This window comes from Bacillus sp. FSL H8-0545, from assembly GCF_038006105.1.
Classification (GTDB): domain Bacteria; phylum Bacillota; class Bacilli; order Bacillales; family Bacillaceae_G; genus Bacillus_A; species Bacillus_A cereus_U.
Map to the genome: position 1 here is coordinate 1,630,153 of NZ_JBBOUO010000001.1, position 22,521 is coordinate 1,652,673.

Genomic DNA, 22,521 nt, shown 5'->3' on the forward strand with positions numbered 1-22,521 from the left:
AAAAGATGTAACAACGCGTTACATCTCTTGTTTTTTATTTTACTAACTTTCCTAATACAGGCAAACGTTGAATACGATCACCGAGAATATGCGAAGCAAGTCCACTTGTTAATACGAATAAAAGATAAACAAGTCCTCCTACTGATGCGCATATAAACACAATAATCAGTGATTCTATATAAGATTGGCCAGGAATAATCCAGCTTATAAATGCTCTTAATGCGATTACAACAGCAGACATTGCCGCGGAGTAAATCGTAATAAGAAATACTGTTTTTGCTGTTTCGCCAATTTTAAATTTAGCAAACTTAACGATGCAGTACAACATAATAATATTTGAAACGAGATATCCAAGAATTGTTCCAAGTACAGCACCATGTCCACCGAATAAGTGTAAAAGTGGTGTGTTCAGCACAATTTTAACGAGAATACCGACTGAAAATGCAATCATTGTTTTTCTTTGATAATCAATTCCTTGTAATATAGCTGCTGAAACTGTGAAAATCGCACTTAATATAGCAGACGGTGCAAATGAAATTAAATATTGTGATCCACCAAGTGCAATTTCAGGATTTACATAAACCATGCGGAATGCATCGTAAGCGATACTTGCTAGACCGAATGCGGCTGGGATAGTGAAGAATAACAATACTTGAAATATCTTTGCAATTTGTCCTTGTAATTCATCTAGCTTCCCGCTTGTATAAGATTTCGTAATAGCTGGAATTATCGTTAATGAGAATCCAGTTGCAAGTGAAGCTGGAATCATAATTAACTTTTGTGCATAGTTCGTTATATAAGCGAAAACTGCATTCGCGGTTTCTAAAGGCTCTCCCATCGCTCTAAGGACATCAGCTACGGTATATTGATCTACTAACGTATAGAGTGGAATTGCAATACCAACAAATACAATTGGGATTGCATATCGAAGTAATTCCATATAAATATTTTTTAATGGAATATCGGATGCCCTTGACTTTAATTCACCTTCAGGAGGCTTTAATCCGTTATACTTTTTCCAGTACATCATTAAAATAGAGACGCTGGCAAGTGCCCCGATAACAGCGCCAAACGTAGCAACTGCAACAGAAGAAGCTACTGAGCCTCCTAATAGTTTTGAGACGATAAAACTACCAACTAAAATGAAAACAACGCGCGCGATTTGTTCCACAACTTGAGATACAGCACTTGGTTTCATATGTTGAAAACCTTGGAAATAACCACGTGTAACACTCATAGCTGGTACGATAATAAGCGCGAAGCTTAATGCTCGCATTGTAAGTGTTACGTCGGCGATAAATTGTGGATCTGGCGTTTTCGAGCGAATGATAAATTGTGATATGTACGGTGCTCCAATAAATAAAGTTAAAAATCCTAAAAAGCCCATAAACAACATCAATTTTACGCTCGAGTTATACAATTTTTTACTTGTACTATAATCACCAAGCGCATTATGTTTTGCAACAAATTTTGAGACGGCAATTGGAATACCAGCTGTTGAAAAGCTTAATAAAATACCGTACCAAGAGTATGCATATCCGTATAAAGCGACCCCTTGCGTTCCAACTAATAATTGGAAGGGGAAAAAGTATATAAAACCTAAAATTCGTGAAATCATTGTTGCACCACTTAATAAAGCAGTACCTTTTAAAACTTTTGAAGTAGACAAAATTCTTTCCTCCTACTCGTGCTGCCTTGCATTTATCGTATACTACTATAAACCTGTTAGAGAAGTTAATACAGTATAAACCATAAATGTTCTAATACTATTCATTTGAAAGTCATATTTTGAATTTTTAAATAGAATGTAATGCATAAAATTTCAAAATATAAGTTGACACTATTTTTAATGTATGATAAAAATGATAGTAATCAATTAGGAAAATAATATTTGAGCAATGAAAGGGTATAGTAGTGAAAATCTCCCTATTTCAGAGAGCTGATGGTTGGTGTGAATCAGTATATAGATTATTCATGAAGTTCGTCCTGGAGCATCTTTCATAAATCTCACATTGTGAGGAAATGAAAGACGGTAGTGCATACCGTTATCAAATAAAGTGGTGAAGATTTTTTTCACAACTAGGGTGGTACCGCGATATATATCGTCCCTACGTATTTACGTAGGGACGTTTTTTATTTAGGTCTTAACTTTGTTGTGTCTTCATAACTAGGGTGGTACCGCGATATTTTATCGTCCCTACGTATTTGCGTAGGGGCGTTTTTATTTAGGTCTTACTTTTGTTGTATCTTCATAACTAGGGTGGTACCGCGATATTTTTGTCGTCCCTACGTATTTACGTAGGGGCGTTTTTTATTTGAGAGGAAGTGGTTGGATTAGAACGGGCTAGTAATAGAACAATATGAACATAGAGCGAATTATAATGAAAAGAAATAGAAAAAGAGAGGAGATAAAAAGATGAATTCACAGCAATGGACATCGAAATTAGGTTTCGTATTAGCTGCAGCAGGTTCAGCAATTGGTCTTGGGGCGATTTGGAAATTCCCATATATGGCCGGTATTGGAGGAGGCGGGGCGTTCTTCCTTATTTTCATCGGTTTCACATTATTAATTGGTTTACCGCTATTATTAGCTGAATTCGTTATTGGAAGAAGTACACAAAAAGAGGCTGTTGATGCGTATAGAGAGATTGCTCCTAAAACGTTATGGCCGTGGTTAGGTAAATTAGGGATTGTAACATGTTTCATATTACTTTCTTTCTACAGTGTTGTAGGAGGTTGGATCTTATTATATTTATGGAATGCAATTACAGGTAGACTATGGGAAGGAAATGGTGCGTACGAAGCTACGTTCGGTGAAATCATTTCCAATCCGTATTTAGCAGTTGGATCACAGCTATTATTCATCCTTATTACTATTTTTATCGTAAGTAAAGGTGTACAAAATGGTGTTGAAAAAGTAAATAAATATTTCATGCCAGCACTATTCGTTTTATTCTTTGTATTAATTGTTCGTGCACTTACGTTAGACGGTGCCGGAGAAGGAGTTCGATTCTTCTTACAACCTGATTTCTCAAACGTAACATCAGAAATTATTTTATATGCAATGGGGCAATCGTTCTTCTCGTTATCCGTCGGTGTAGCCGTTATGGTAACGTATAGCTCATACTTACCGAAAGAAGAAAGTTTACCGCGTTCAGCATTTTCTATCGTAGCTTTAACACTTGTTATTACATTACTTGCAGGACTTGCAATTTTCCCAGTTGTGTTCGCATTTGGAATGGAACCATCTCAAGGACCAGGACTATTATTTATCGTATTGCCAGCTATTTTCAGTAAAATGGCGTTCGGAAAATTATTCTTCATCGTTTTCTTATTACTATTCTTCTTTGCTACTATTACATCAGCAATTTCGATGTTAGAAATTAGCGTTGCATCTTTAACAACAAAAGGTAAAAGCAAAGGGAAACGTGAAAAAATGGCTTTAATTGTTGGGTTGTTAATCTTTGTTGTTGGGGTACCATCAGCATTATCATTCGGTTTGTTAAGTGATGTGAAACCATTTGGGAAAACAATTTTTGATTTAGCAGACTATGCGGTTAGTAACATACTAATGCCACTTGGTGTTTTATTAGTTTCCATCTTTGTTCCGTTGAAAATGAAGAAAGATGTATTAATGAAAGAGCTTGGTGTAAGTAAAAATAAAGGCTATAAACTAGTCGTATTATGGTTATTCTTACTTCGCTATATTGCACCAATTGCGATTATTATCGTATTCCTAAATGTACTTGGAATTATATAAAAAGAAAGGTAGCGTATCTTGGTATGATACGCTACCTTTTTATTTTTCTCTTTTTTGCAGTTCATTTACTGTTACGAATTGATACCCCTTTTTAGATAAAGAGTCTAAAATACCTTCAATGGTTTGCAGATTTTCATTAGATTTATCGTACATAGAGTGCAATAAAATGATAGAACCAGGTTTTATATTCTTATTGACGTAGTCAATTTTGTCAGTTGCAGATTTATAAAAAGTATCAGGTTCAAGATTCCATGTGATAGTTTCAATATTATTTTTGTTTAAATAGTATGGTAGTCCTATTAGTTTCTTACCGTTGGGTGGCCTAAAATCAATTTCGTCGGTAAATCCTGTTTGGCGAATTAATGAATTTGTGTTTTCTATTTCTTCTTTAATAAAAGAAGGTGATTTAAAAACCATTCTGTTATGAGAATATGTATGATTTCCAAGTTGGTGTCCAGATTGAACAATCGCTTTACCTAATGGTAAATTGTTTTCTAATTCGTTTCCGATAACAAAGAAAGTAGCTTTAGCATTGTACTTATCTAGCAGTGGTAGTATTTGTTTTACATTGTTAGTAGGGCCATCATCAAAAGTTAAAGCAATCACTTTTTCATTCGTTTTAATGCGATTTGTTAAGTCTCCAAATAATTGAAAGCTTCTTGCGTTCATTAATTTGTATGTTCCGAATAAAGCTGTAGTAATAATGAATATTGTAACTATTGTAATGATTATTCTCTTCTTCATAACGCAACCTCACTATACTTTTTGATTCGATTAAAAAGTATTATATCAAACTGTGTAACTTGTTGCTTCAAAAATTGTGAAGATGCAAGGAGAGGGAATTTATCATATAATAAAATGCAAAAGGTATATTAGGAGGTGTTTATGTGGCGATTACAATTCAATTGCCAGACACTGCAGCGTCTCATGCAAAGCCAAGTATGGAAATGGCGATACTTTGCGTGAGGTAGACAAGTAATATACAATCAATCGCCAAAATGAGCTCGTATCATTTTTTATATTTGGCTTTGCACCTTATTGAAATGAACCATAAAAAATAAGGGGCGAGCAGAAATGAAATACGTAAAAGCTGCGACTGTTTTACCAGAAAGTTTAATTGCTGAAATTCAAAAGTATATACAAGGTGAAACAATTTACATTCCAAAACAAGAAACAAAACATTATAAATGGGGTACACGATCTGGCGGAAGAAAACAACTGGATGAAAGAAATAAAGCAATTAAAGACGCTTTTAAAAGTGGAATTGCAATTCATCAATTAGCAGAAGAATATTTTCTTTCCGGAGAAACGATTAAAAAGATTGTGTATTCTAAATAAACAAAAGTAAAAGAGTCTGATTCGAATATTATTTTGAATCAGACTCTTTTTACTTTGTATGTATTGAATATGGATGGGCATGATAATATCAAAAATGCAACGTCTATGTATTAAACAGAATACATAGAGTGCGGGTTAAAGCAGAAAGGTGAATAACTATGAATCATCTTGGACAAATAACGATAGAGCTTTTAGTTGGTTTTTTTGTTCTATTAATTGCTACAAAAATATTAGGGAAAACACAAATATCTCAGCTAACGCCTTTTGATTTTATTTCTGCTATCGTTCTTGGTGAGCTTGTTGGAAATTCAATATATGATCCTAAAATTAAAGTGTGGTCTATTTTATATTCAGTATTTGTTTGGGTCATATTAATTTACACAATAGAAGTGATAACGCAAAAAATAAGAGGAACAAGAAGGTTTTTTGAAGGATACCCTTCTATTATCATTCGTAATGGGCATATTGACCGAGAGCAATTAAGTGCAAATCATTTGGACATCAACCAATTACAGCAAATGCTAAGACAACAAAAAGATATTTTTTCAATCCGAGAAGTTGAATATATGATATTGGAACCTAACGGAAACATAAGCGTTCTGAAAAAAAGTAAATATGAAACTCCCAATATAAATGATTTAAGTTTAAAACATAAGCCAGTATACTTATCCATTTCATTAATTAGTGACGGAAAAGTAGTTAAGGATAATTTGAGGGAAGCAGGTTTTGATGAGGGATGGCTTTATAAGCAAATTAAGCAAAAAGGGATTACTAAATTTGAGGATGTATTATATGCGGAATGGAAAACAGATGATGGATTTTTTTGTCAGGAGATGAAAAGATTAAAATAGTAATAAAAAAACAATTCCTAGAGGCATGTCTATGCAATGTTCATTTCTAAATTATCTTTTACATATCAAAAAACTGAAGCATTGTATACAATAAAACTAGATCAACAATTTGTATGGAGTGATAAAGATGGAAGTTTTTATTAGAAGTGATCAATATAATTTTATAAAGTCACAAGCTTATATTTTAGCAAATGGACATGCGACGGCAAATGATAGAGGAGTAATTCAAGCGTTGAAATCACTTGCAATTGAAAAGATAATACATGTATTTGAGAATTTAACGGATGAACAGAAAGAGTTAATTGATACGGTATTAACAGTTGAAAATAGAGAAGATGCAGAATCGTTTTTACTGAAAATAAATCCGTATGTAATACCATTTCAGGAAGTTACAGCACAAACGTTAAAAAAATTATTTCCTAAGGCGAAAAAATTAAAACTTCCTGATATGGAAGAAATTAATATGAAAGAAACGTCTTATTTAAGCTGGATTGATAAAGGAACAAGCAGGAAATTTATAATTGCAAAAAACAATAATAAGTTCGTTGGTCTACAAGGAACGTTCCAAAGCATAAATAAAAAAAGTATTTGTTCATTATGTCATGGGCATGAAGAAGTAGGGATGTTTTTAGTTGAAATAAAAGGAAAAATCCCAGGAACGTTTGTTAAAAAGGGCAATTATATTTGCAAAGATGGTGTTGCTTGTAACCATAACATGAAATCGCTTGATAAATTACAGGATTTTATTGAGAGATTGAAGAAATAAATAGAAGACCTCTAGTACTAAAACTGGAGGTTTTTATTTTTTGAAGAAGTAGTAATAGATTTCCTTTGTAGATGTGGATTAAAAATAAAGTTTGATAAAAATATCTATTTCAATACAGTTGCTTATTTTGAAGGAGGTAAAACATGGATTACATTTCACCGAAAGATGAGGTGTTAAAGGTGAAACGGTGGCCTAAAGATACGATAGCGGCCGGTCGTGGTCATACCGTTGGTCTTAAATCGGATGGCACGGCGGTAGCAGTGGGGCGAAATAAAGAAGGTGAATGCAATGTAAGCGGCTGGCGTGATATTGAAGCGGTCGTGGTGGGGAATGTTCATATGGCGACGAACACAGGTAATGCTCATACAATCGGTCTTACAACTGACAGTACTGTGGTAGCTGTGGGTTGGAATAAGCATAACCAATGCGATGTAAACGACTGGAATAATATTGTAACAGTGGCGGCGGGTTGGCGGCGTACCATTGGTCTTAAATCGGATGGTACGGTGGTAGCAGTGGGGCGAAATAAAGAAGGTGAATGCAATGTAAGCGGCTGGCGTGATATTGTGGCGGTCGCAGCAGGCGACTGGCATACTATCGGCCTTAAATTGGACGGTACGGTGACGGCTGTGGGTAATAATCGGTATGACCAATGCAATGTCAGTGGCTGGAGGGATATTGTGGCGATAGCGGCAGGCTATCTTCATACAGTTGGTCTTAAATCAGACGGTATGGTGACGGCTGTGGGTAATAATAAACATGGTCAACGTGATGTAAGTGATTGGCGCGATATTGTGGCGATAGCGGCAGGGAGTAATCATACAATTGGTCTTACATCTGACGGCATAGTGACAGCTGTGGGTAATAATAAACATGGTCAATGTGATGTAAGTGATTGGCGCGATATTGTAGCGATAGCGGCGGGTTGTGCCCATACAGTCGGTCTTAAATCAGACGGCACGGTGGTAGCAGTGGGTGATAACGAATATGGCCAATGCGATGTAGACAGCTGGCACGGTATCCGACTGCCCGATCCAAACATTTTGTCAATCTAAATATGTGTTGATGGGAATAAGAATGTTTAATTTCTAATAAATCGCGGGTAATATTATTTTATTTCAGGAGTAATTATGGAATAAGGTATGTAGAAAATAATTAAACTTAAATCTACTGAATAAGAAACCTTTTACAAAAAGGGGTTCTTATTCTTTTCCATAAAATGAGAGTTTACATGGCATTTTTGAACAGATGTTATTAATCGCGATTGGCCTTTTAATTGTATGGTACTTTTCTCAAAGATAAAAACGCATCGTACTTTTAAAAGAAAGCACGATGCGTTTTTATTATTTTTTTTGCCAATTTTCTTTTATGAAATCTTCACGACCAGATTCTTTTTGCTCGGTAGCATATTTCTCTGGATTCTTTTTATAGAAATGTTGGTGGTATTCCTCTGCTTCATAAAAAGGTACAGCTGAGCGAATTTCAGTCACAATAGGATTTTTAAACATACCGCTTTCTGCAAGAGTTTGCTTCGATTTTCCTGCAAGCTCTTTTTGCGCTTCAGTATGATAAAAAATAGCAGTGCGATAAGATGGGCCACGGTCAAAAAATTGTCCGTCATCATCAGTTGGATCGATTTGTGGCCAATATAAATCTAGTAATTTTTGATATGGGAAAATAGAAGGATCGAATGTAATTTGAACGACTTCTAAATGTCCAGATGTTCCAGCCTTTACTTGTTCATATGTTGGATTTTCTACATGACCACCTGCATAGCCGGAAAGTACTTTATGAATACCAGGAAGTTCATCAAATGGCTTTACCATGCACCAAAAACAACCACCTGCGAAGGTTGCGAGTTCGTATGTTTTCTCTGACATTGCTGTAATCCTCCTAAATGTATATGTTTTATACAGTATTATATAAATTGTTTTATTGCGCAATAAAAAAGATTTGAAAATATATGTTTTTTATAAACAAGATCCTCCGCTCACATCGATCAATTGTCCAGTAACCCAGCGGCTATCAGGAGAAGCGAGAAATGCAGCGGTATCGGCAATGTCTTCTACTTCACCTAATCGATTGAAAGCTGAAATGTTAGTAGCGTACTGTTTCATCATTGGATCGCTCAAGAGTTCCGCATTCATATCTGTTTTAATGAAGCCTGGAAGTATTGCATTTACAGTAATACCTCGTGCGCCAAGTTGTTTTGCTAGAGTGAAAGTCATTGTGTTAATTGCACCTTTCGTCATACTATATGCAACGAAATCAGGTAAAGAAATGCGAGTTGCGGCTGATGAGATATTAACAATCCGGCTATTGTCACGTAAACGCGGTAGAGCTTGTTGGATGATGAAGAATGGTGCTTTTGCATTTACTGAAACGATTCTATCAAAAAAATGTTCAGTCGTTTCTTCAATAAAAGCACCAGGTCCAATTCCAGCGTTGTTTATTAAAATATCAAATTCCGTTCCACCAGTTCGCTTTTGCAATTCAGTATCTAAAGAATTATATAGGTTTTCTACACCGTGTAAAGATTCAAGATTTGCACCGATAGAAAAAGCTGATCCGCCATTTGATTGAATTTCATGAACAGTTTCTTCAGCATCTTCTTTTCGGTTACCATAATGAACAGCAACTAATGCACCATCGTTTGCTAAACGTTTTGCGATAGCACGTCCAATTCCTCGGCTTGCGCCAGTAACTAATGCTATTTTACCTTTTAACATAGTTCTCTCATCTCCTCATAAATTTTTTATATGTTTTTAAGTTGTTTTTCTTTATGTAGAAAAGCAAACATACTTAAGTAATATATGAGTACGTGTAAGAAGTTCATTCCAATTTTGTTTTGAGAAAAAATAAATAACTTTTTAGTATATGAATTGAGATTGAAAAATAAATTTTCAAAAAATATATTGACAATGAAAAGAAGAAAGTCCTATAATACGTTTAATAAATAAAAGTTAATTGAGAATTTTCAGACTTTACATTATGTATATGCAAAGAAGAGGAAAGTAGATGATTATGATCGTTTCAGAGAGCTACTCCAAGGCTGTGAGAGTAGTAACAATCGAATCATTGAATATCACCTCGGAGCATCGCTTGCGAAAGGGAAACTGAGTAGAGGGCGGCGGCATCGTCTCCGGTAAAAGGACGGGGGTCTGGTTGGACCTACAAAGCTTATATTTCGTGAGAAGTGTAAGGAAGCTGAGTGGTAACGCGAAACTCTCGCCTCAGCAATCAAAGCTACTATTAAGTAGTAGTTGATTGCTGAGGTGAGAGTTTTTATTTTTAAAAATAGATTAAGTAAGAGAAAAAATGTGTAAGAAGGGATTTGACAAGATGAGAAGTGACATGATTAAAAAAGGTTTTGATAAAGCTCCGCATCGTAGTTTATTAAAAGCAACTGGTTTAAAAGATGAAGATTTTGATAAACCATTTATAGCAATTTGTAATTCTTTTATTGAAATTATTCCAGGTCATAAGCACTTAAATGAGTTTGGGAAACTTGTTAAAGAAGCAGTACGTGCAGCAGGCATGGTTCCATTTGAATTTAATACAATTGGAGTAGATGACGGTATTGCGATGGGCCATATCGGTATGCGTTATTCGCTTCCGAGTCGTGAAATTATTGCGGATTCAGTAGAAACTGTTGTAAATGCACACTGGTTTGACGGAATGATTTGTATTCCAAACTGTGACAAAATTACACCAGGTATGATGATGGCTGCACTTCGCATAAACATTCCAACTGTTTTTGTTTCAGGTGGACCGATGGCAGCTGGGAAAACATCTAAAGGGGAAGTTGTCGATTTAAGTTCTGTTTTTGAAGGAGTAGGAGCCTACCAATCTGGGAAAATTTCAGAAGAAGAATTAAAGGATATTGAAGATCATGGCTGTCCATCTTGTGGTTCTTGTTCCGGTATGTTTACAGCGAACTCTATGAACTGTTTATGTGAAGTGTTAGGCTTAGCTCTTCCTGGTAACGGGAGTATTTTAGCAATTGATCCAAGACGTGAGGAGTTAATTAAACAAGCAGCAGAAAAATTAAAAATTTTAATTGAAAGAGATATTAAACCACGCGACATTGTAACAGAAGAAGCAATTGATGATGCGTTTGCACTTGATATGGCGATGGGTGGATCAACGAATACAGTATTACACACGTTAGCACTCGCACAAGAGGCGGGGTTAGATTACGATATGAACCGCATTGATGCAGTTTCAAGGCGTGTACCGCATTTATGTAAAGTAAGTCCAGCTTCTAATTGGCATATGGAAGATATCGATCGAGCAGGTGGGATTAGTGCAATTTTGAAAGAGATGAGCCGAAAAGAAGGGGTACTTCACCTTGATCGCATAACTGCTACTGGGCAAACGTTACGAGAAAATATTGCTCATGCAGAGATTCAAGATAAGGAAGTGATTCATTCTCTCGAAAATCCTCATAGTGAAGAAGGGGGATTACGTATATTAAAAGGAAACCTTGCGAAAGACGGAGCGGTTATTAAAAGCGGAGCAACCGAAGTAAAACGATTTGAAGGACCTTGCGTTATTTTTAATTCACAAGATGAGGCGCTTGCCGGCATTATGCTTGGGAAAGTTAAGAAAGGGGATGTAGTTGTTATTCGCTATGAAGGACCAAGAGGCGGACCTGGTATGCCGGAAATGTTAGCACCAACATCAGCAATTGCTGGTATGGGATTAGGAGCAGATGTTGCACTTTTAACTGATGGTCGCTTTTCTGGTGCTTCACGTGGTATTTCAGTAGGGCACATTTCACCAGAAGCAGCTGCTGGCGGAACGATTGCACTTCTTGAACAAGGAGATATTGTATGTATTGATGTTGAGGAACGCTTGTTAGAAGTGAGAGTTAGTGATGAGGAATTAGAGAAGCGTAAAAAAGGATGGAAACGACCGGAACCAAAAGTGAAAACTGGCTGGCTTGGACGTTATGCGCAGATGGTAACATCGGCGAATACAGGTGCAGTTCTAAAAATCCCAAATTTTGATTGAGCCAATTTAAAAGAGATAAGGATGATACGGAATGGTGCAAAAGGTAAAGGAGAGAGTGAAAATTGAAGATATCTTAATGGCTCATAAGTGCATGAAAGATATCGTTATTAAAACACCGTTACAACGAGATTCAGTTTTATCTGAGAAATATGAATGTGACGTATACGTTAAGCGAGAAGATTTACAAGTTATTCGTTCTTTCAAAATTCGTGGTGCGTATAATTTAATTCAAAGTTTACCGAAAGAAAAGTTACAAAATGGTGTTGTTTGTGCAAGTGCTGGTAATCATGCACAAGGTGTTGCTTATACTTGTAATTTATTGAAGATTCCGTCAAAAATTTTCATGCCGACAACGACACCTAAGCAAAAAGTATCACAAGTTGAATTTTTCGGTGGTGATTTCGCAGAAATTGTATTAGTTGGTGATACATTTGATAGTGCTTTCCAAGAGGCGCAGCGCTATTGTGTGGAAAATAGGATGACATTTGTACATCCGTTTGATGATCCGTATGTCATTGCTGGTCAAGGAACAGTCGCTGTTGAAATTATGCATGATATGGAGAAACCAGTTGATTATATATTTACAGCAATTGGCGGTGGTGGATTAGCATCTGGTATTGGTACATATGTAAAGGGGGTTAGTCCTACTACAAAGGTTATTGGTGTAGAACCGAGGGGAGCTGCATCTATGAAAGAAGCTTTTCTTCAAAATGAAAATGTTGCATTAGATAAGATCGATAGTTTTGTTGATGGAGCAGCAGTTAAGAAAGTAGGAAAGTTAACTTTTGAAACTTGTAAAGATGTAATTGATGACATTGTTTTAGTACCGGAGGGAAAGGTTTGTACAACGATTTTAGAACTGTATAAGAAAAATGCGATTGTAGCAGAGCCGGCTGGAGCGCTTTCTATTGCGGCACTTGATCTATACAGAGATGAAATAAAGGGGAAAACAGTTGTATGTACGTTAAGTGGTGGGAATAATGATATTGATAGAATGCAAGAAATGAAAGAACGATCCCTTATTCATGAAGGATTAAAGCACTATTTCATCATTGAATTTCCGCAACGTTCAGGAGCACTACGAGAGTTTCTGGATAAAGGATTAGGACCGGAAGATGATATTACTCGCTTTGAGTATATTAAGAAACATAATAAAGAAAATGGTCCAGCTTTAGTGGGGGTAGAATTAAAACATAGGGAAGACTATGAAGCTTTAATTACTCGCTTTCAAGAAAATAACATTCAATTTGTGGAGCTTAATAAAAATCCTGTGCTGTTTGATTTACTTATTTAATAAAAGAAAAGAGTTAACATACAATTCTACTTGAAATAAAAAAGATAGATACAAGCGGCGGGAAATATTGCTTGTTCTATCTTTTTTATTCTTTGAAAGTTAAACGAAATACGCTCCATATTTAAGAAGGATAAAGCTAGTTAACCAAAAAAGTATTGCAATACGAATGATTATGTACATTGTAAATTCAAAGGGAGAAAGTTTTCTCTCTCGCTTTATTTTTCTTAGAAGTCTAACCGAAAAAACGGAACATAAAAGCAGGATCGCTATAGATAGTTCATACACTTTTTCTAGCAGACTTATATTTTCTAACAAGTTTTTCAGCATATTCATCACCTTTTTGTAATGTATATCACAGAGAAATGGATCTCATGCTGTTTAGTTGCGTTTGTTTATTATTTTCCCAGTATCATCAATTTCTACATCAGTTGAAACCGTTTGTAAATATTGTAGAGCTTTTTTCTTTTCTTCTTCATTTACAGGGGAAACTTGGTTGTTGCGAATGATGTAAGGATTGAATGACATTTGGACATCCTTTCCTTTAAAGGTTAAAGTTAATACGCCAGTTTCGGCGCTTTTTCCATTCACATAACTTGGGAATAAAAAGTTTCCTAATGAGTAAGCGATAGGCACTTTATTATAATACTCAAACCCTTGTAACCAATGCGGGTGACTTCCAACAATCGCATCAGCACCCGCCTCTACCATTTTCGGAACATATTGTTTCTGGTATTCTATCGGGCGATTTGATTTTTCGACGCCCCAATGCATATAGACGATTACATAATCAGCATCTTTCTTTTGCTCTTGAATTGTTTTTGTTACAAGATCTAGATCATATCCGTTTGCAACGCCGGGTTTATTGTCACCAGCTACCCAATTAAAGTTAGGCATAAAGCGTACAAAGGAAAGAAATTTAAACTTTTTTCCTTTTACAGTTAGTTCACGAGCAGTATAAGCATCTTCAGTATTTTTTCCGGCTCCAGTGTAAGGTAGTTTTAATTTTTCGACGTGAAAAATGGTGTCTAGTAGTCCATCTTGTCCATAATCAAGCGTATGGTTATTGCCAATATTGACAATATCGTATCCAGTATTTTTAATTGCTTGTAGTGTGGATGGATCACTTTTAATCCAAAATTGTTGCCCAGGTACTTTTTTTTCTCTCGTTGTAAATGCTGACTCTAAATTAACAAAAGAAATATCAGCTTTTGTTATTTCTTCTTTTACATGTTGAAACGGATAATCAGCCCCATTTTTTTCGATTACAGGACGTAATTGCCAATCGAACATTGTATCACCAGAGAAGGTGAGTGTAATTTCAGGGTCTTCGTTTTTCTTTTCGGTCGTTGAATTTGCTTTGGTTGATACGTTTTGTACATCTGGTTTATTTTTTGCTTTTGAAATGTAAGTGTAATTGATTAATAAAACAATTGGTGTAATGAAAAAGGCTATTAAAATAAGTCGTTTTAATAAAGTTTTCATAGCTACCGTCCCTTTTGGTTTTGTCCCGCTTTGTTCAACTGATAAAAATCTATCACTGACTAAAGGTTCCCTGTATACCGTAATCGTGAACTTCCACAATGAATGTAGTGAAAATAACGTATAGATAGATTCATAGATGCTAAAAAAGCGGGTTTTTAGTAATGGAAATCACTTGTTGATATTCTCAATATTAAGTTAACATATAGGTAACCTTTAAAGCAATGTGTAATCCAGAATATAGTAATAAAGAATTCAGAGGATGGAGAATGTAATATGGTTATATTAGGAGCAGTTGTAAATGGGGTCTGCATTATAATTGGAACTTTGTTTGGTAAATTATTTAGTAATATTCCAGAAAGTATGAAAGGAACGATTATGCATGCAATTGGTTTAACGGTTGCTGTATTGGGGCTTCAAATGGCATTGAAGAGTGAAAGTTTTCTCGTTGTGATTTTAAGTTTAGTTATTGGTGCGGTAATTGGAGAATGGCTACAATTAGAAGAAAGATTAACACATTTAGGAGAATGGCTAGAAAATAAAGTTGGATCGAAAGGTAAAGGAAGTATATCAGAAGGTTTTGTAACAGCTACTCTAATTTTTGCAATTGGAGCGATGGGGATACTTGGCGCATTAGACAGTGGTATTAGAGGAAATCACGATGTTTTATTCACAAAAGCGATTATTGATGGATTCATTTCTATTATATTGACGACAACTCTTGGAATTGGAGTGGTATTTTCAGCAATTCCCGTTATTTTATATGAAGGTGCCATTGCAATTTTTGCAACACAAATTAATAGTTTTGTACCAGAGAAATTAATGAATCAATTTATAGTTGAAATGACAGCAACTGGTGGTATTATGATTTTTGCAATTGGATTAAACTTACTTGGATTCATTAAAATTAAAGTAGCAAATTTACTTCCAGGGATATTGGTAGTTGGAATAATTGTTTCTATTATATATGGTTACGGTTTGATATTTAGTTTTTAGGGGGAAGGGATGTAGATGGAGGAATTCCAATTTACAAAACGTGCATATAAAATATTGGAGATTGCAGCAGGAGAGGCTGAGTGTAATAAAGGAATTATTCATCCAGTTCATCTATTTATAGGAGCTTGTAAGGAAGGTAATGGAGTTTGTGCGGAGTTACATATGTATTTATTTCACACGGTGGGTATGGATTTTTTAGCAAAAATATCGTTGCTCCAACAATATTATACAAATGAAATAGAATACATAAATGTTGGGGAGTTTAAAGTTTCAAATAAGACGATAGAAGTTTTAAAAGTAGCAAAGAAACGGATGGACCGTTTTCAGCAAGTATTAATAAATGAAGGGCATGTTTTATATGCACTGTTTCAAGTTGATACAGTTATTGAAAAGGTTATAAGTAAAAACGTGCAAAAAGAGGTATTGCAAATTACATCTGAGCCAAGAGACTTAACGGTCGCATTAAAAAGATTTAATCCTATTTATAATAATTTAAACTGTAATATTAGAAGAGCTGTCTCTTCTGATTTTAAAAAATTGGCACGTTTTGTTAAGGGTGAATTTGGTGAGCGTTGGTTAAAATCTTTAGATTATGGATTTCGGACACATAAAGAAGAGTTACCTATTTTTATTGCGGAGGAAGGAGGAGAAATTATTGGTTTCGCTTGTTACGATGTTGTGAGAGGAAAGAAAGGATTGTTTGGCCCGATGGGTACAGCGAAACATAATCGTGTGAACGGTGTTGGGAAGGAATTGTTACATCATTGTTTATATAGTATGAAGCAAGATAGATATGAATATGCAATTATTGGACAAGCAGGTCCGATTGAGTTTTACGAGAGAAGTTGTAATGCGAGTTTAATACAGATAGAGAATAATTAACCAACTTCATATAGGGGAGTTGGTTTTATTATGAAAGCGTTGTAGGAATGTAGTGATTCTTACTAGAAAATAACGGATTTTGTAGTAAATCTTACATGTAAAGCAAATTACTAAACTTTTTCTAGAAAACGGTGTAGAATGGGTATCGAATGAAAGAAGGTGTGAAAATGGCCAGCTGGAAACGAAATTTAATGATTTGTTGGCTAGGTTGTTTTACCACTGCAGCCGGGATGAGTTTAGTAATTCCTTTTTTATCTTTTTATATTGAGGAATTAGGAGTGACTGGCACTTCTAGTATTGCACAGTGGTCGGGACTTGCATTTGGTGTAACATTTTTAATGGGGGCGATCGTATCACCGATATGGGGAAAGCTCGGTGATATACATGGACGGAAATTGATGCTTATACGTGCTAGCCTTGGTATGGCGATAATTATGACGCTTATGGGGTTTGTGACGGACGTGTATCAACTAGTCGCACTTCGGTTTTTAATGGGAGCGGTATCTGGTTTCCTTTCTACAGCGATGACATTTATTGCTGCAGAAACTCCGCAAGAACATTCAGGTTGGGCAATTTCTACAATCTCAACTGGAGGCGTGAGCGGTTCATTACTTGGGCCGATACTCGGAGGTTATTTGTCAGAGTTAATCGGAATGCGCCATGTTTTTCTAGTTACAGGAGCTTTCTTATTCCTTTCCTTTCTTATCGTCTTTTTCTTCTTACATGAAGAGAAAAATTCTGCTAAAGCAAAAAAGGCACAGCCGAAAAAAGTATGGACGATGGTCCCTGCAAAACATTTAATAATAAGTTTATTTGTAGCAACGTTTATTATTCAGCTTGCAAATATGTCGATTCAACCTATTATTACGTTGTACGTAAAGCATTTGGCAGGACCAGGAACAGATCATATTGAAATGATTGCAGGTGCAGTCATGTCTGCGACAGGATTAGCAGTTATTTTAGCAGCTCCTAAGCTAGGAAGATTATCAGATCATATTGGACCTCAAAAAACGTTAGTTGTAGCGTTGTTTGCTGCAGGAATTATTTTTATCCCGCAAGCATTTGTAACCTCAGCTTGGCAACTATTAATTCTTCGCTTTTTATTAGGTATTGCACAAGCAGGACTATTACCTTCCGTACAAACTCTACTAAAACAACATACGCCAACCCATGTAACGGGACGAATATTTGGATATAATCAATCGTTTCAGTTTTTAGGAAATATGATTGGACCAGTACTTGGCGGACAAATTGCAGCTCATGCGGGATTCCAATATGTTTTCTTCTCTACATCATCATTATTATTTATTGCATGTATTTGGGTTTATTTTCATAGTAAGAACGCAGAGGTATCAGAGAAACAACATTTGGAAGTTAGTTAATTAGGTGAATAAACAGTAAAAAGGATGAAGCAATATAAAATGTACCCTATAGAATAGACACTGAAAAAAAGTCTATTCTATAGGGTATTTCTTGTATAATGAGAGAAACTTGGGATCGGAGAAAGTTCAAAATGACAAAAAAGCTATTTACAGAAAGAGACATTCAAATTCTATCAAATAACCCCTACATAAAATCTGTAAGTCAGAAAGGTATCACTTATACAGATGAATTTAAGCGTATTTTTATTGAGGAAAATGAGAAAGGAAAACTACCTCGAAATATTTTTGAAGAATGTGGTTTTGATATAGATATGATTGGAATGAAACGAATTATGTCATCAGGAAGTAGGTGGCGTGCTGCTTACAGAAAAAATGGTGTATTTGGTTTGCGAGATACACGCACCCAAAACGCGGGAAGAACTCTTGAGAGAGAGCTTACGTTAGAAGAGAAGTATGCTCGTTTAGAAGCCGAACGGAACTTACTAAAGGCAGAAAATGAATTGTTAAAAAAGATCAAACTTATGGAAGGGAGGATGAGAAGGAAATAACGTTATCACCTAGTCAGAAATATATCCTGATTCGTTCTGTCATCATAAAATATAACTTAAGAAATATGGTGAGTTATTTGTGTAAAGTAGCTGGTGTATCCCGTTCGGGATACTATAATTATTTTTCCATTTCATCTCAAGAACAACGGAAACAAAAGAACAATCAAGATGAAATCGTGAAAGAAATCATATTAAAAGCACTTCGATTTAGAAATCGAAAGAAAGGGGCTCGTCAAATAAAAATGACATTGGTGGGTCATTTTCAAGTTGTCTACAATTTAAAGCGTATCCGTAGAATCATGAAAAAATATGAGATTGTCTGTCCGATTCGGAAAGCAAATCCTTATAAAAGAATGCTGAAAGCTTCAAAAGAACATCGAGTAGTGCCGAATCAATTAAATCGAGAATTTAAACAAAACACCCCAGGAAAAACGCTTCTTACAGATATCACTTATTTAGTTTACGGTAAGAATAAAAGAGCTTATTTATCTACAATTTTAGATGGCTCAACCAATGAAATTTTAGCTTACCATGTTTCAGAACAGATGACATTAGACCTCGTAACAACAACTCTTCATAAACTAAAACGGAATAAGAAGATTCGATTGACTGAAGGTGCATATATTCATTCAGATCAAGGAGCCCACTACACAAGCCCTACCTACCAAAAATTAGTCAAAAAGCTAAAGCTCGGACAATCTATGTCAAGAAGAGGGAACTGTTGGGATAACGCTCCACAAGAATCATTTTTTGGTCATCTGAAAGATGAAGCACATATAAAACCTTGCGAGTCTTTTACTGAGTTGAAACAAGAGATTAAGAAATATATGACGTACTATAATCACTATAGATATCAATGGAATTTAAAAAAGATGACTCCTGTTGGATGGTCTTACCCCTGTCAAGTAGACAGTAATAGATTAGGTGCCTTTTCATTAAGCAGCCTTAGTTCCAAATTCAATAGGACTAAGGTTGTTTAATCTTTTTTGAAATCTTTTGTTATTGTAATAGCTTATATATCTTTTAGTGGCCTTAAAAACTTCTGCCTTTTCATAAAAGGTATGTCTATAAAAGCATTCTGCCTTAAAATGACTAAAAAAGCTCTCTATACATGCATTATCGTAACAATTTCCCTTCCTAGACATACTCACAGTTATTTTGTGCTTTTTAAGTAATTGGTTATATTTTTTTGACGTATACTGATAACCTCGGTCGCTATGTAATACTGTTTCGCAGGCTTTTCTTTTTCTTAAGGCTTTATTGACTGTATCTGTAACTAATTTTAAATTGTTGTATTCGCTCATTTGGTAGGCCACAACTTCGTTATTGTAAAGATCTAGTATCACTGAAAGATATATGCGCTTATTATTAAAGGTAAGATAAGTTATATCTGTAACCCATTTTTCATTTGGTCTTGTAGTTGAAAACTCTCTGTTTAACAGATTTTCCGACACGACGCATTGTTCTTTTAAACCAAAATGCCGCCACTTTTTCTTTCGAATCTTAGCTTGTAGCCCCATTCTCCTCATTAAACGATATACTCTTTTGTGATTTACCTGTAAACCATAATACTTTTTGAGCCATATACAAATTCTTCGGTAACCATAGCTGCCATTTATATCTGGATCTCGTTCGCATTCTCCTATTTTAGACATGATAAATTGGTCCTCTTTCATCTTTTCAGAGGGATTGTTGATTCTTTTTTTCCACTTATAATATCCACTTCTTGAAACACCTGCAATTTCACAAAGCAATACAATTGAAAAATTTTGTTTTAAGGTATGAATGACCTCATATTCTACTGATTTACTTTTTTTGATCTCATCCCCCTTTTCGTATCTAATAGCTTTTTTAAGTATGCATTTTCCGCTTCTAATCGTTGTATTCTAGCATCTTGACTTATTTCATTTGTTTGTTTAGATCTTCCACGTTTTTCTTGTAGGCCCAGAATACCCTCATTTTTATATTTTTTAATCCATCTATCTACAACTGAATATGTAACTCCTAATTCCTTTCCAATTAGCTTACTTCCAATTCCTCTATGTAAGTACAATTCAATAGCTTTCATTTTAAAATCAATTGAAAAAGTTCTTCTAATTTTCCCCATAAAAAATCCCCTCCATAATAAACAGTAAAGTAACTTTCTTTCAACTGTCTACTATAAGGGGATCATATCAGGATACAGAAATCATCTTCTTGATGTTGCCTAACTTTTTTAAAAATGTCCTTTACAAAGGGTACAGATTAATATTTGCTCCATCCTTTTTCATTAAAACTGAAGACAAAGATAACTTAGCGTACCAAGCTCGTAGCTACGGTGAATGACTTTCCCTGTCTGTTCACCACTACCCATTGCGATAAATAAAGGAACAAAATGCTCTGCTCTTGGTACTGCTAATTGTGCATGAGGCGCATTTTTCTCCCAATTAAACAATGCATTTTTATCATTATTATGCATATGGTTAATAATCCAATCATCAAATTCAATTGCCCATTTTTCAGGTGTGGTTTGATTCCATTTCAATACCCGTAAATTATGAACAGTAACACCGCTACCGATTACTAAAATATCTTCTTGTCCAAGTCCTTTTAGTGCTTCTCCAATTTCAAATTGTTCTTTTGCGGGAAGGAATGGATTTACTGATATTTGTACGACAGGAATATTTGCTTCTGGATACATGCGATGCAGGAGTGTCCATGAACCATGATCTAAACCTCTCGTCATATTATGATGGACTGGAATGCCTTTGTTTTTAAATTTTGTTTCTAGCATAGACGCAATGCTAGAAGAGCCTTTCGCACGATATTTAATTTCGTATAACTCAGGAGGAAAACCTCCAAAGTCATAAATTGTTTCATATTCTTCATCTGAAGAGGAAATCGTTAATACTTCACTTTCCCAGTGAGCGGTAAAAATAACAATAGCTTTCGGTTTATATGTTTCCCCAAGTGTCTTTAAAAAGCGTGTATAGTCTGTATCTTGAATAGCAAGCATAGGTGATCCGTGTGCTAAAAATAATGATGGAATCATAATTGAAACCTCCTAAAAATATTGTAATTACTTTATGTAAGTAACTATATAATTTTATTTGTTGTTCGTCAACATAATAGTTTGAGAGCTAATCGGAAAAGTGCGGCATTTGTCATAATGAAAGCAATTGCATATAATACATAATAAGAATAATGAATGCATATTCATTATTTTAGAGATACATAATAGATTTGGAGGCTGTCGGAATGAGCATACAGGAAAATTTCGTTACGGCATTGGATAAATCGGAAATTTATTTGCGTAAATGGTTACCAGAAGGAAATCCGCGGGGGATTGTTCAAATTGCACATGGTATGACAGAACATGCAGGTGTTTATACAGAATTTATTGATGCTTTATTAGAAGCAGGGTATGGTGTTTATGCTCATGATCATAAAGGGCATGGGAAAACAGTAAAAAGAGAAGAGGACTATGGTCATTTCGAGCCGGATATAGGATGGAATCAGGCTGTGTCTGATGTTATCTTTGTTTCGGAAATGATAAAAGAAGAGCAGGCAGGTCCATTATTTTTACTTGGGCATAGTATGGGCTCTTTTTTATCAAGACGGGCTGTACAAATTAGAGGCGAATTATATGATGGATTTCTCATTTCAGGAACTGGTGGAAATCCAGGGCTTTTAGGAAGTATTGGTCATAAAGTAGCGACAATTGAGATGAAACTTCGCGGAAAGAAAACGAAAAGTCCGATGCTGAACTTCTTATCTTTCGGAAACTTCAACTCGCACTTTAAGCCAAATCGTACGAAATTTGATTGGTTATCTTCAGATATTAATCAAGTTGATAAATATATTGCGGATCCGTTATGTGGATTCATTTGTACGACGAGTTTTTATCGAGAATTATTTCATGGAGTTCTAGAAGTAAATAAATTAGAAGAATATAAGAAGACACCAAAAAATCTTCCAATACATATATTCTCTGGTGATCGAGACCCTGTTGGGGATATGGGGAAAGGTGTAAATGAAGTATATGAAAACTATAAAAAATGTGGTGTGAAAGATGTAACACTGCGTTTATATGAAAATGGTAGACATGAAATGTTCCATGAAGTGAATAGAGAAGATGTATTTCAAGATTTGATTTCATGGTTAGATGAGCATATTGTATAAGAAAAACCCTCACTTCATGCTGAAGTGAGGGTTTTTGAAAAATTGGAG

20 protein-coding genes, 1 pseudogene and 1 other annotated feature are annotated in these 22,521 nt (G+C 35.2%); of the genes and pseudogenes, 12 read left to right on the plus strand and 9 right to left on the minus strand.

What is annotated here, in order from left to right:
• Window positions 1–34: 34 nt before the first annotated feature.
• Window positions 35–1,669: a putative polysaccharide biosynthesis protein gene (locus MHI07_RS08635; RefSeq protein WP_215581295.1), complete on the minus strand. Its 1,635-nt coding sequence runs from the start codon at window positions 1,667–1,669 to the stop codon at window positions 35–37.
• Window positions 1,670–1,889: 220 nt separating this feature from the next.
• Window positions 1,890–2,113 (plus strand) — a binding site (T-box leader).
• 303 nt (window positions 2,114–2,416) lie between these two features.
• Here MHI07_RS08635 and MHI07_RS08640 point away from each other — a divergent pair.
• Window positions 2,417–3,760 (plus strand): sodium-dependent transporter, encoded by a 1,344-nt coding sequence (locus MHI07_RS08640; RefSeq protein WP_340823098.1) that lies wholly within the window; start codon window positions 2,417–2,419, stop codon window positions 3,758–3,760.
• 39 nt (window positions 3,761–3,799) lie between these two features.
• Here MHI07_RS08640 and MHI07_RS08645 read toward each other — a convergent pair whose 3' ends face one another.
• Complete coding sequence (locus MHI07_RS08645) at window positions 3,800–4,504, minus strand: polysaccharide deacetylase family protein (RefSeq protein ID WP_088098934.1); 705 nt, start codon at window positions 4,502–4,504, stop codon at window positions 3,800–3,802.
• Window positions 4,505–4,834: 330 nt separating this feature from the next.
• Here MHI07_RS08645 and MHI07_RS08650 point away from each other — a divergent pair, with 330 nt between their 5' ends.
• From MHI07_RS08650 to MHI07_RS08665, 4 genes are all read left to right on the plus strand, one after another.
• Complete coding sequence (locus MHI07_RS08650) at window positions 4,835–5,098, plus strand: CD3324 family protein (RefSeq protein WP_002202437.1); 264 nt, start codon at window positions 4,835–4,837, stop codon at window positions 5,096–5,098.
• Window positions 5,099–5,256: 158 nt separating this feature from the next.
• The gene (locus MHI07_RS08655) at window positions 5,257–5,949 is read left to right on the plus strand and encodes a DUF421 domain-containing protein (protein ID WP_088078299.1); all 693 of its coding nucleotides are present in this window, start codon (window positions 5,257–5,259) and stop codon (window positions 5,947–5,949) included.
• Between the two features lie 127 nt (window positions 5,950–6,076).
• Window positions 6,077–6,715 carry a FusB/FusC family EF-G-binding protein gene (locus MHI07_RS08660; protein ID WP_340823101.1) on the plus strand — a complete coding sequence of 213 codons (639 nt, stop codon included), beginning with the start codon at window positions 6,077–6,079 and terminating at the stop codon, window positions 6,713–6,715.
• Between the two features lie 143 nt (window positions 6,716–6,858).
• Window positions 6,859–7,770, plus strand: coding sequence for an RCC1 domain-containing protein (locus MHI07_RS08665; RefSeq protein WP_088078300.1), 912 nt, complete (start codon window positions 6,859–6,861; stop codon window positions 7,768–7,770).
• 288 nt (window positions 7,771–8,058) lie between these two features.
• Here the strand turns inward: MHI07_RS08665 and msrA are convergent, their stop codons facing one another.
• The gene (gene msrA, locus MHI07_RS08670) at window positions 8,059–8,595 is read right to left on the minus strand and encodes a peptide-methionine (S)-S-oxide reductase MsrA (protein ID WP_078181017.1); all 537 of its coding nucleotides are present in this window, start codon (window positions 8,593–8,595) and stop codon (window positions 8,059–8,061) included.
• A gap of 90 nt (window positions 8,596–8,685) precedes the next feature.
• The gene (locus MHI07_RS08675) at window positions 8,686–9,444 is read right to left on the minus strand and encodes an SDR family oxidoreductase (protein ID WP_340823106.1); all 759 of its coding nucleotides are present in this window, start codon (window positions 9,442–9,444) and stop codon (window positions 8,686–8,688) included.
• A gap of 613 nt (window positions 9,445–10,057) precedes the next feature.
• Between MHI07_RS08675 and ilvD the strand changes: the two genes are divergently transcribed.
• Both ilvD and ilvA read left to right on the plus strand, forming a co-directional pair.
• On the plus strand, window positions 10,058–11,731 hold the full coding sequence (ilvD, locus tag MHI07_RS08680) for a dihydroxy-acid dehydratase (RefSeq protein WP_002012150.1): 1,674 nt from the start codon (window positions 10,058–10,060) through the stop codon (window positions 11,729–11,731).
• Between the two features lie 31 nt (window positions 11,732–11,762).
• The gene (ilvA, locus tag MHI07_RS08685) at window positions 11,763–13,025 is read left to right on the plus strand and encodes a threonine ammonia-lyase IlvA (RefSeq protein WP_340823108.1); all 1,263 of its coding nucleotides are present in this window, start codon (window positions 11,763–11,765) and stop codon (window positions 13,023–13,025) included.
• A gap of 99 nt (window positions 13,026–13,124) precedes the next feature.
• Here the strand turns inward: ilvA and MHI07_RS08690 are convergent, their stop codons facing one another.
• Entirely contained in the window at window positions 13,125–13,352 is a 228-nt protein-coding gene (locus tag MHI07_RS08690; protein ID WP_340823110.1) for a hypothetical protein, read from the minus strand.
• 51 nt (window positions 13,353–13,403) lie between these two features.
• Window positions 13,404–14,507, minus strand: coding sequence for a CapA family protein (locus MHI07_RS08695; protein ID WP_340823112.1), 1,104 nt, complete (start codon window positions 14,505–14,507; stop codon window positions 13,404–13,406).
• 273 nt (window positions 14,508–14,780) lie between these two features.
• Here MHI07_RS08695 and MHI07_RS08700 point away from each other — a divergent pair, with 273 nt between their 5' ends.
• The 4 genes and pseudogenes from MHI07_RS08700 to MHI07_RS08715 form a co-directional block, all read left to right on the plus strand.
• Window positions 14,781–15,500, plus strand: coding sequence for a DUF554 domain-containing protein (locus MHI07_RS08700; RefSeq protein ID WP_088078304.1), 720 nt, complete (start codon window positions 14,781–14,783; stop codon window positions 15,498–15,500).
• Window positions 15,501–15,515: 15 nt separating this feature from the next.
• On the plus strand, window positions 15,516–16,382 hold the full coding sequence (locus MHI07_RS08705; protein ID WP_131231578.1) for a GNAT family N-acetyltransferase: 867 nt from the start codon (window positions 15,516–15,518) through the stop codon (window positions 16,380–16,382).
• A 167-nt stretch (window positions 16,383–16,549) separates the two neighbouring features.
• Window positions 16,550–17,764 carry a multidrug efflux MFS transporter gene (locus tag MHI07_RS08710; protein WP_088078306.1) on the plus strand — a complete coding sequence of 405 codons (1,215 nt, stop codon included), beginning with the start codon at window positions 16,550–16,552 and terminating at the stop codon, window positions 17,762–17,764.
• A 131-nt stretch (window positions 17,765–17,895) separates the two neighbouring features.
• Window positions 17,896–19,202, plus strand: a pseudogene (locus MHI07_RS08715) (IS3 family transposase); the annotation flags it as partial.
• A gap of 45 nt (window positions 19,203–19,247) precedes the next feature.
• Here the strand turns inward: MHI07_RS08715 and MHI07_RS08720 are convergent.
• The 3 genes from MHI07_RS08720 to MHI07_RS08730 form a co-directional block, all read right to left on the minus strand.
• Complete coding sequence (locus MHI07_RS08720) at window positions 19,248–20,189, minus strand: IS3 family transposase (protein WP_139358357.1); 942 nt, start codon at window positions 20,187–20,189, stop codon at window positions 19,248–19,250.
• Window positions 20,111–20,419 carry a helix-turn-helix domain-containing protein gene (locus MHI07_RS08725; protein ID WP_078175295.1) on the minus strand — a complete coding sequence of 103 codons (309 nt, stop codon included), beginning with the start codon at window positions 20,417–20,419 and terminating at the stop codon, window positions 20,111–20,113. The genes MHI07_RS08720 and MHI07_RS08725 overlap by 79 nt, the downstream gene beginning before the upstream one ends.
• Before the next feature lie 162 nt (window positions 20,420–20,581).
• Window positions 20,582–21,343, minus strand: coding sequence for a DODA-type extradiol aromatic ring-opening family dioxygenase (locus MHI07_RS08730; protein ID WP_215581307.1), 762 nt, complete (start codon window positions 21,341–21,343; stop codon window positions 20,582–20,584).
• A 206-nt stretch (window positions 21,344–21,549) separates the two neighbouring features.
• Between MHI07_RS08730 and MHI07_RS08735 the strand changes: the two genes are divergently transcribed.
• On the plus strand, window positions 21,550–22,473 hold the full coding sequence (locus MHI07_RS08735; RefSeq protein ID WP_340823120.1) for an alpha/beta hydrolase: 924 nt from the start codon (window positions 21,550–21,552) through the stop codon (window positions 22,471–22,473).
• Window positions 22,474–22,521: the final 48 nt, after the last annotated feature.

Bases quoted from the DNA above. Each gene is read 5' to 3' on its own strand.
- MHI07_RS08700 (WP_088078304.1), top strand. From the start codon at position 14,781: ATGGTTATATTAGGAGCAGTTGTAAATGGGGTCTGCATTATAATTGGA.
- MHI07_RS08660 (WP_340823101.1), top strand. From the start codon at position 6,077: ATGGAAGTTTTTATTAGAAGTGATCAATATAATTTTATAAAGTCACAA.
- MHI07_RS08690 (WP_340823110.1), bottom strand. From the start codon at position 13,352: ATGCTGAAAAACTTGTTAGAAAATATAAGTCTGCTAGAAAAAGTGTAT.
- MHI07_RS08655 (WP_088078299.1), top strand. From the start codon at position 5,257: ATGAATCATCTTGGACAAATAACGATAGAGCTTTTAGTTGGTTTTTTT.
- MHI07_RS08705 (WP_131231578.1), top strand. From the start codon at position 15,516: ATGGAGGAATTCCAATTTACAAAACGTGCATATAAAATATTGGAGATT.
- MHI07_RS08695 (WP_340823112.1), bottom strand. From the start codon at position 14,507: ATGAAAACTTTATTAAAACGACTTATTTTAATAGCCTTTTTCATTACA.
- MHI07_RS08730 (WP_215581307.1), bottom strand. From the start codon at position 21,343: ATGATTCCATCATTATTTTTAGCACACGGATCACCTATGCTTGCTATT.
- ilvA (WP_340823108.1), top strand. From the start codon at position 11,763: ATGGTGCAAAAGGTAAAGGAGAGAGTGAAAATTGAAGATATCTTAATG.
- msrA (WP_078181017.1), bottom strand. From the start codon at position 8,595: ATGTCAGAGAAAACATACGAACTCGCAACCTTCGCAGGTGGTTGTTTT.
- ilvD (WP_002012150.1), top strand. From the start codon at position 10,058: ATGAGAAGTGACATGATTAAAAAAGGTTTTGATAAAGCTCCGCATCGT.
- MHI07_RS08675 (WP_340823106.1), bottom strand. From the start codon at position 9,444: ATGTTAAAAGGTAAAATAGCATTAGTTACTGGCGCAAGCCGAGGAATT.
- MHI07_RS08645 (WP_088098934.1), bottom strand. From the start codon at position 4,504: ATGAAGAAGAGAATAATCATTACAATAGTTACAATATTCATTATTACT.
- MHI07_RS08640 (WP_340823098.1), top strand. From the start codon at position 2,417: ATGAATTCACAGCAATGGACATCGAAATTAGGTTTCGTATTAGCTGCA.
- MHI07_RS08725 (WP_078175295.1), bottom strand. From the start codon at position 20,419: ATGGGGAAAATTAGAAGAACTTTTTCAATTGATTTTAAAATGAAAGCT.
- MHI07_RS08665 (WP_088078300.1), top strand. From the start codon at position 6,859: ATGGATTACATTTCACCGAAAGATGAGGTGTTAAAGGTGAAACGGTGG.
- MHI07_RS08710 (WP_088078306.1), top strand. From the start codon at position 16,550: ATGGCCAGCTGGAAACGAAATTTAATGATTTGTTGGCTAGGTTGTTTT.
- MHI07_RS08650 (WP_002202437.1), top strand. From the start codon at position 4,835: ATGAAATACGTAAAAGCTGCGACTGTTTTACCAGAAAGTTTAATTGCT.
- MHI07_RS08735 (WP_340823120.1), top strand. From the start codon at position 21,550: ATGAGCATACAGGAAAATTTCGTTACGGCATTGGATAAATCGGAAATT.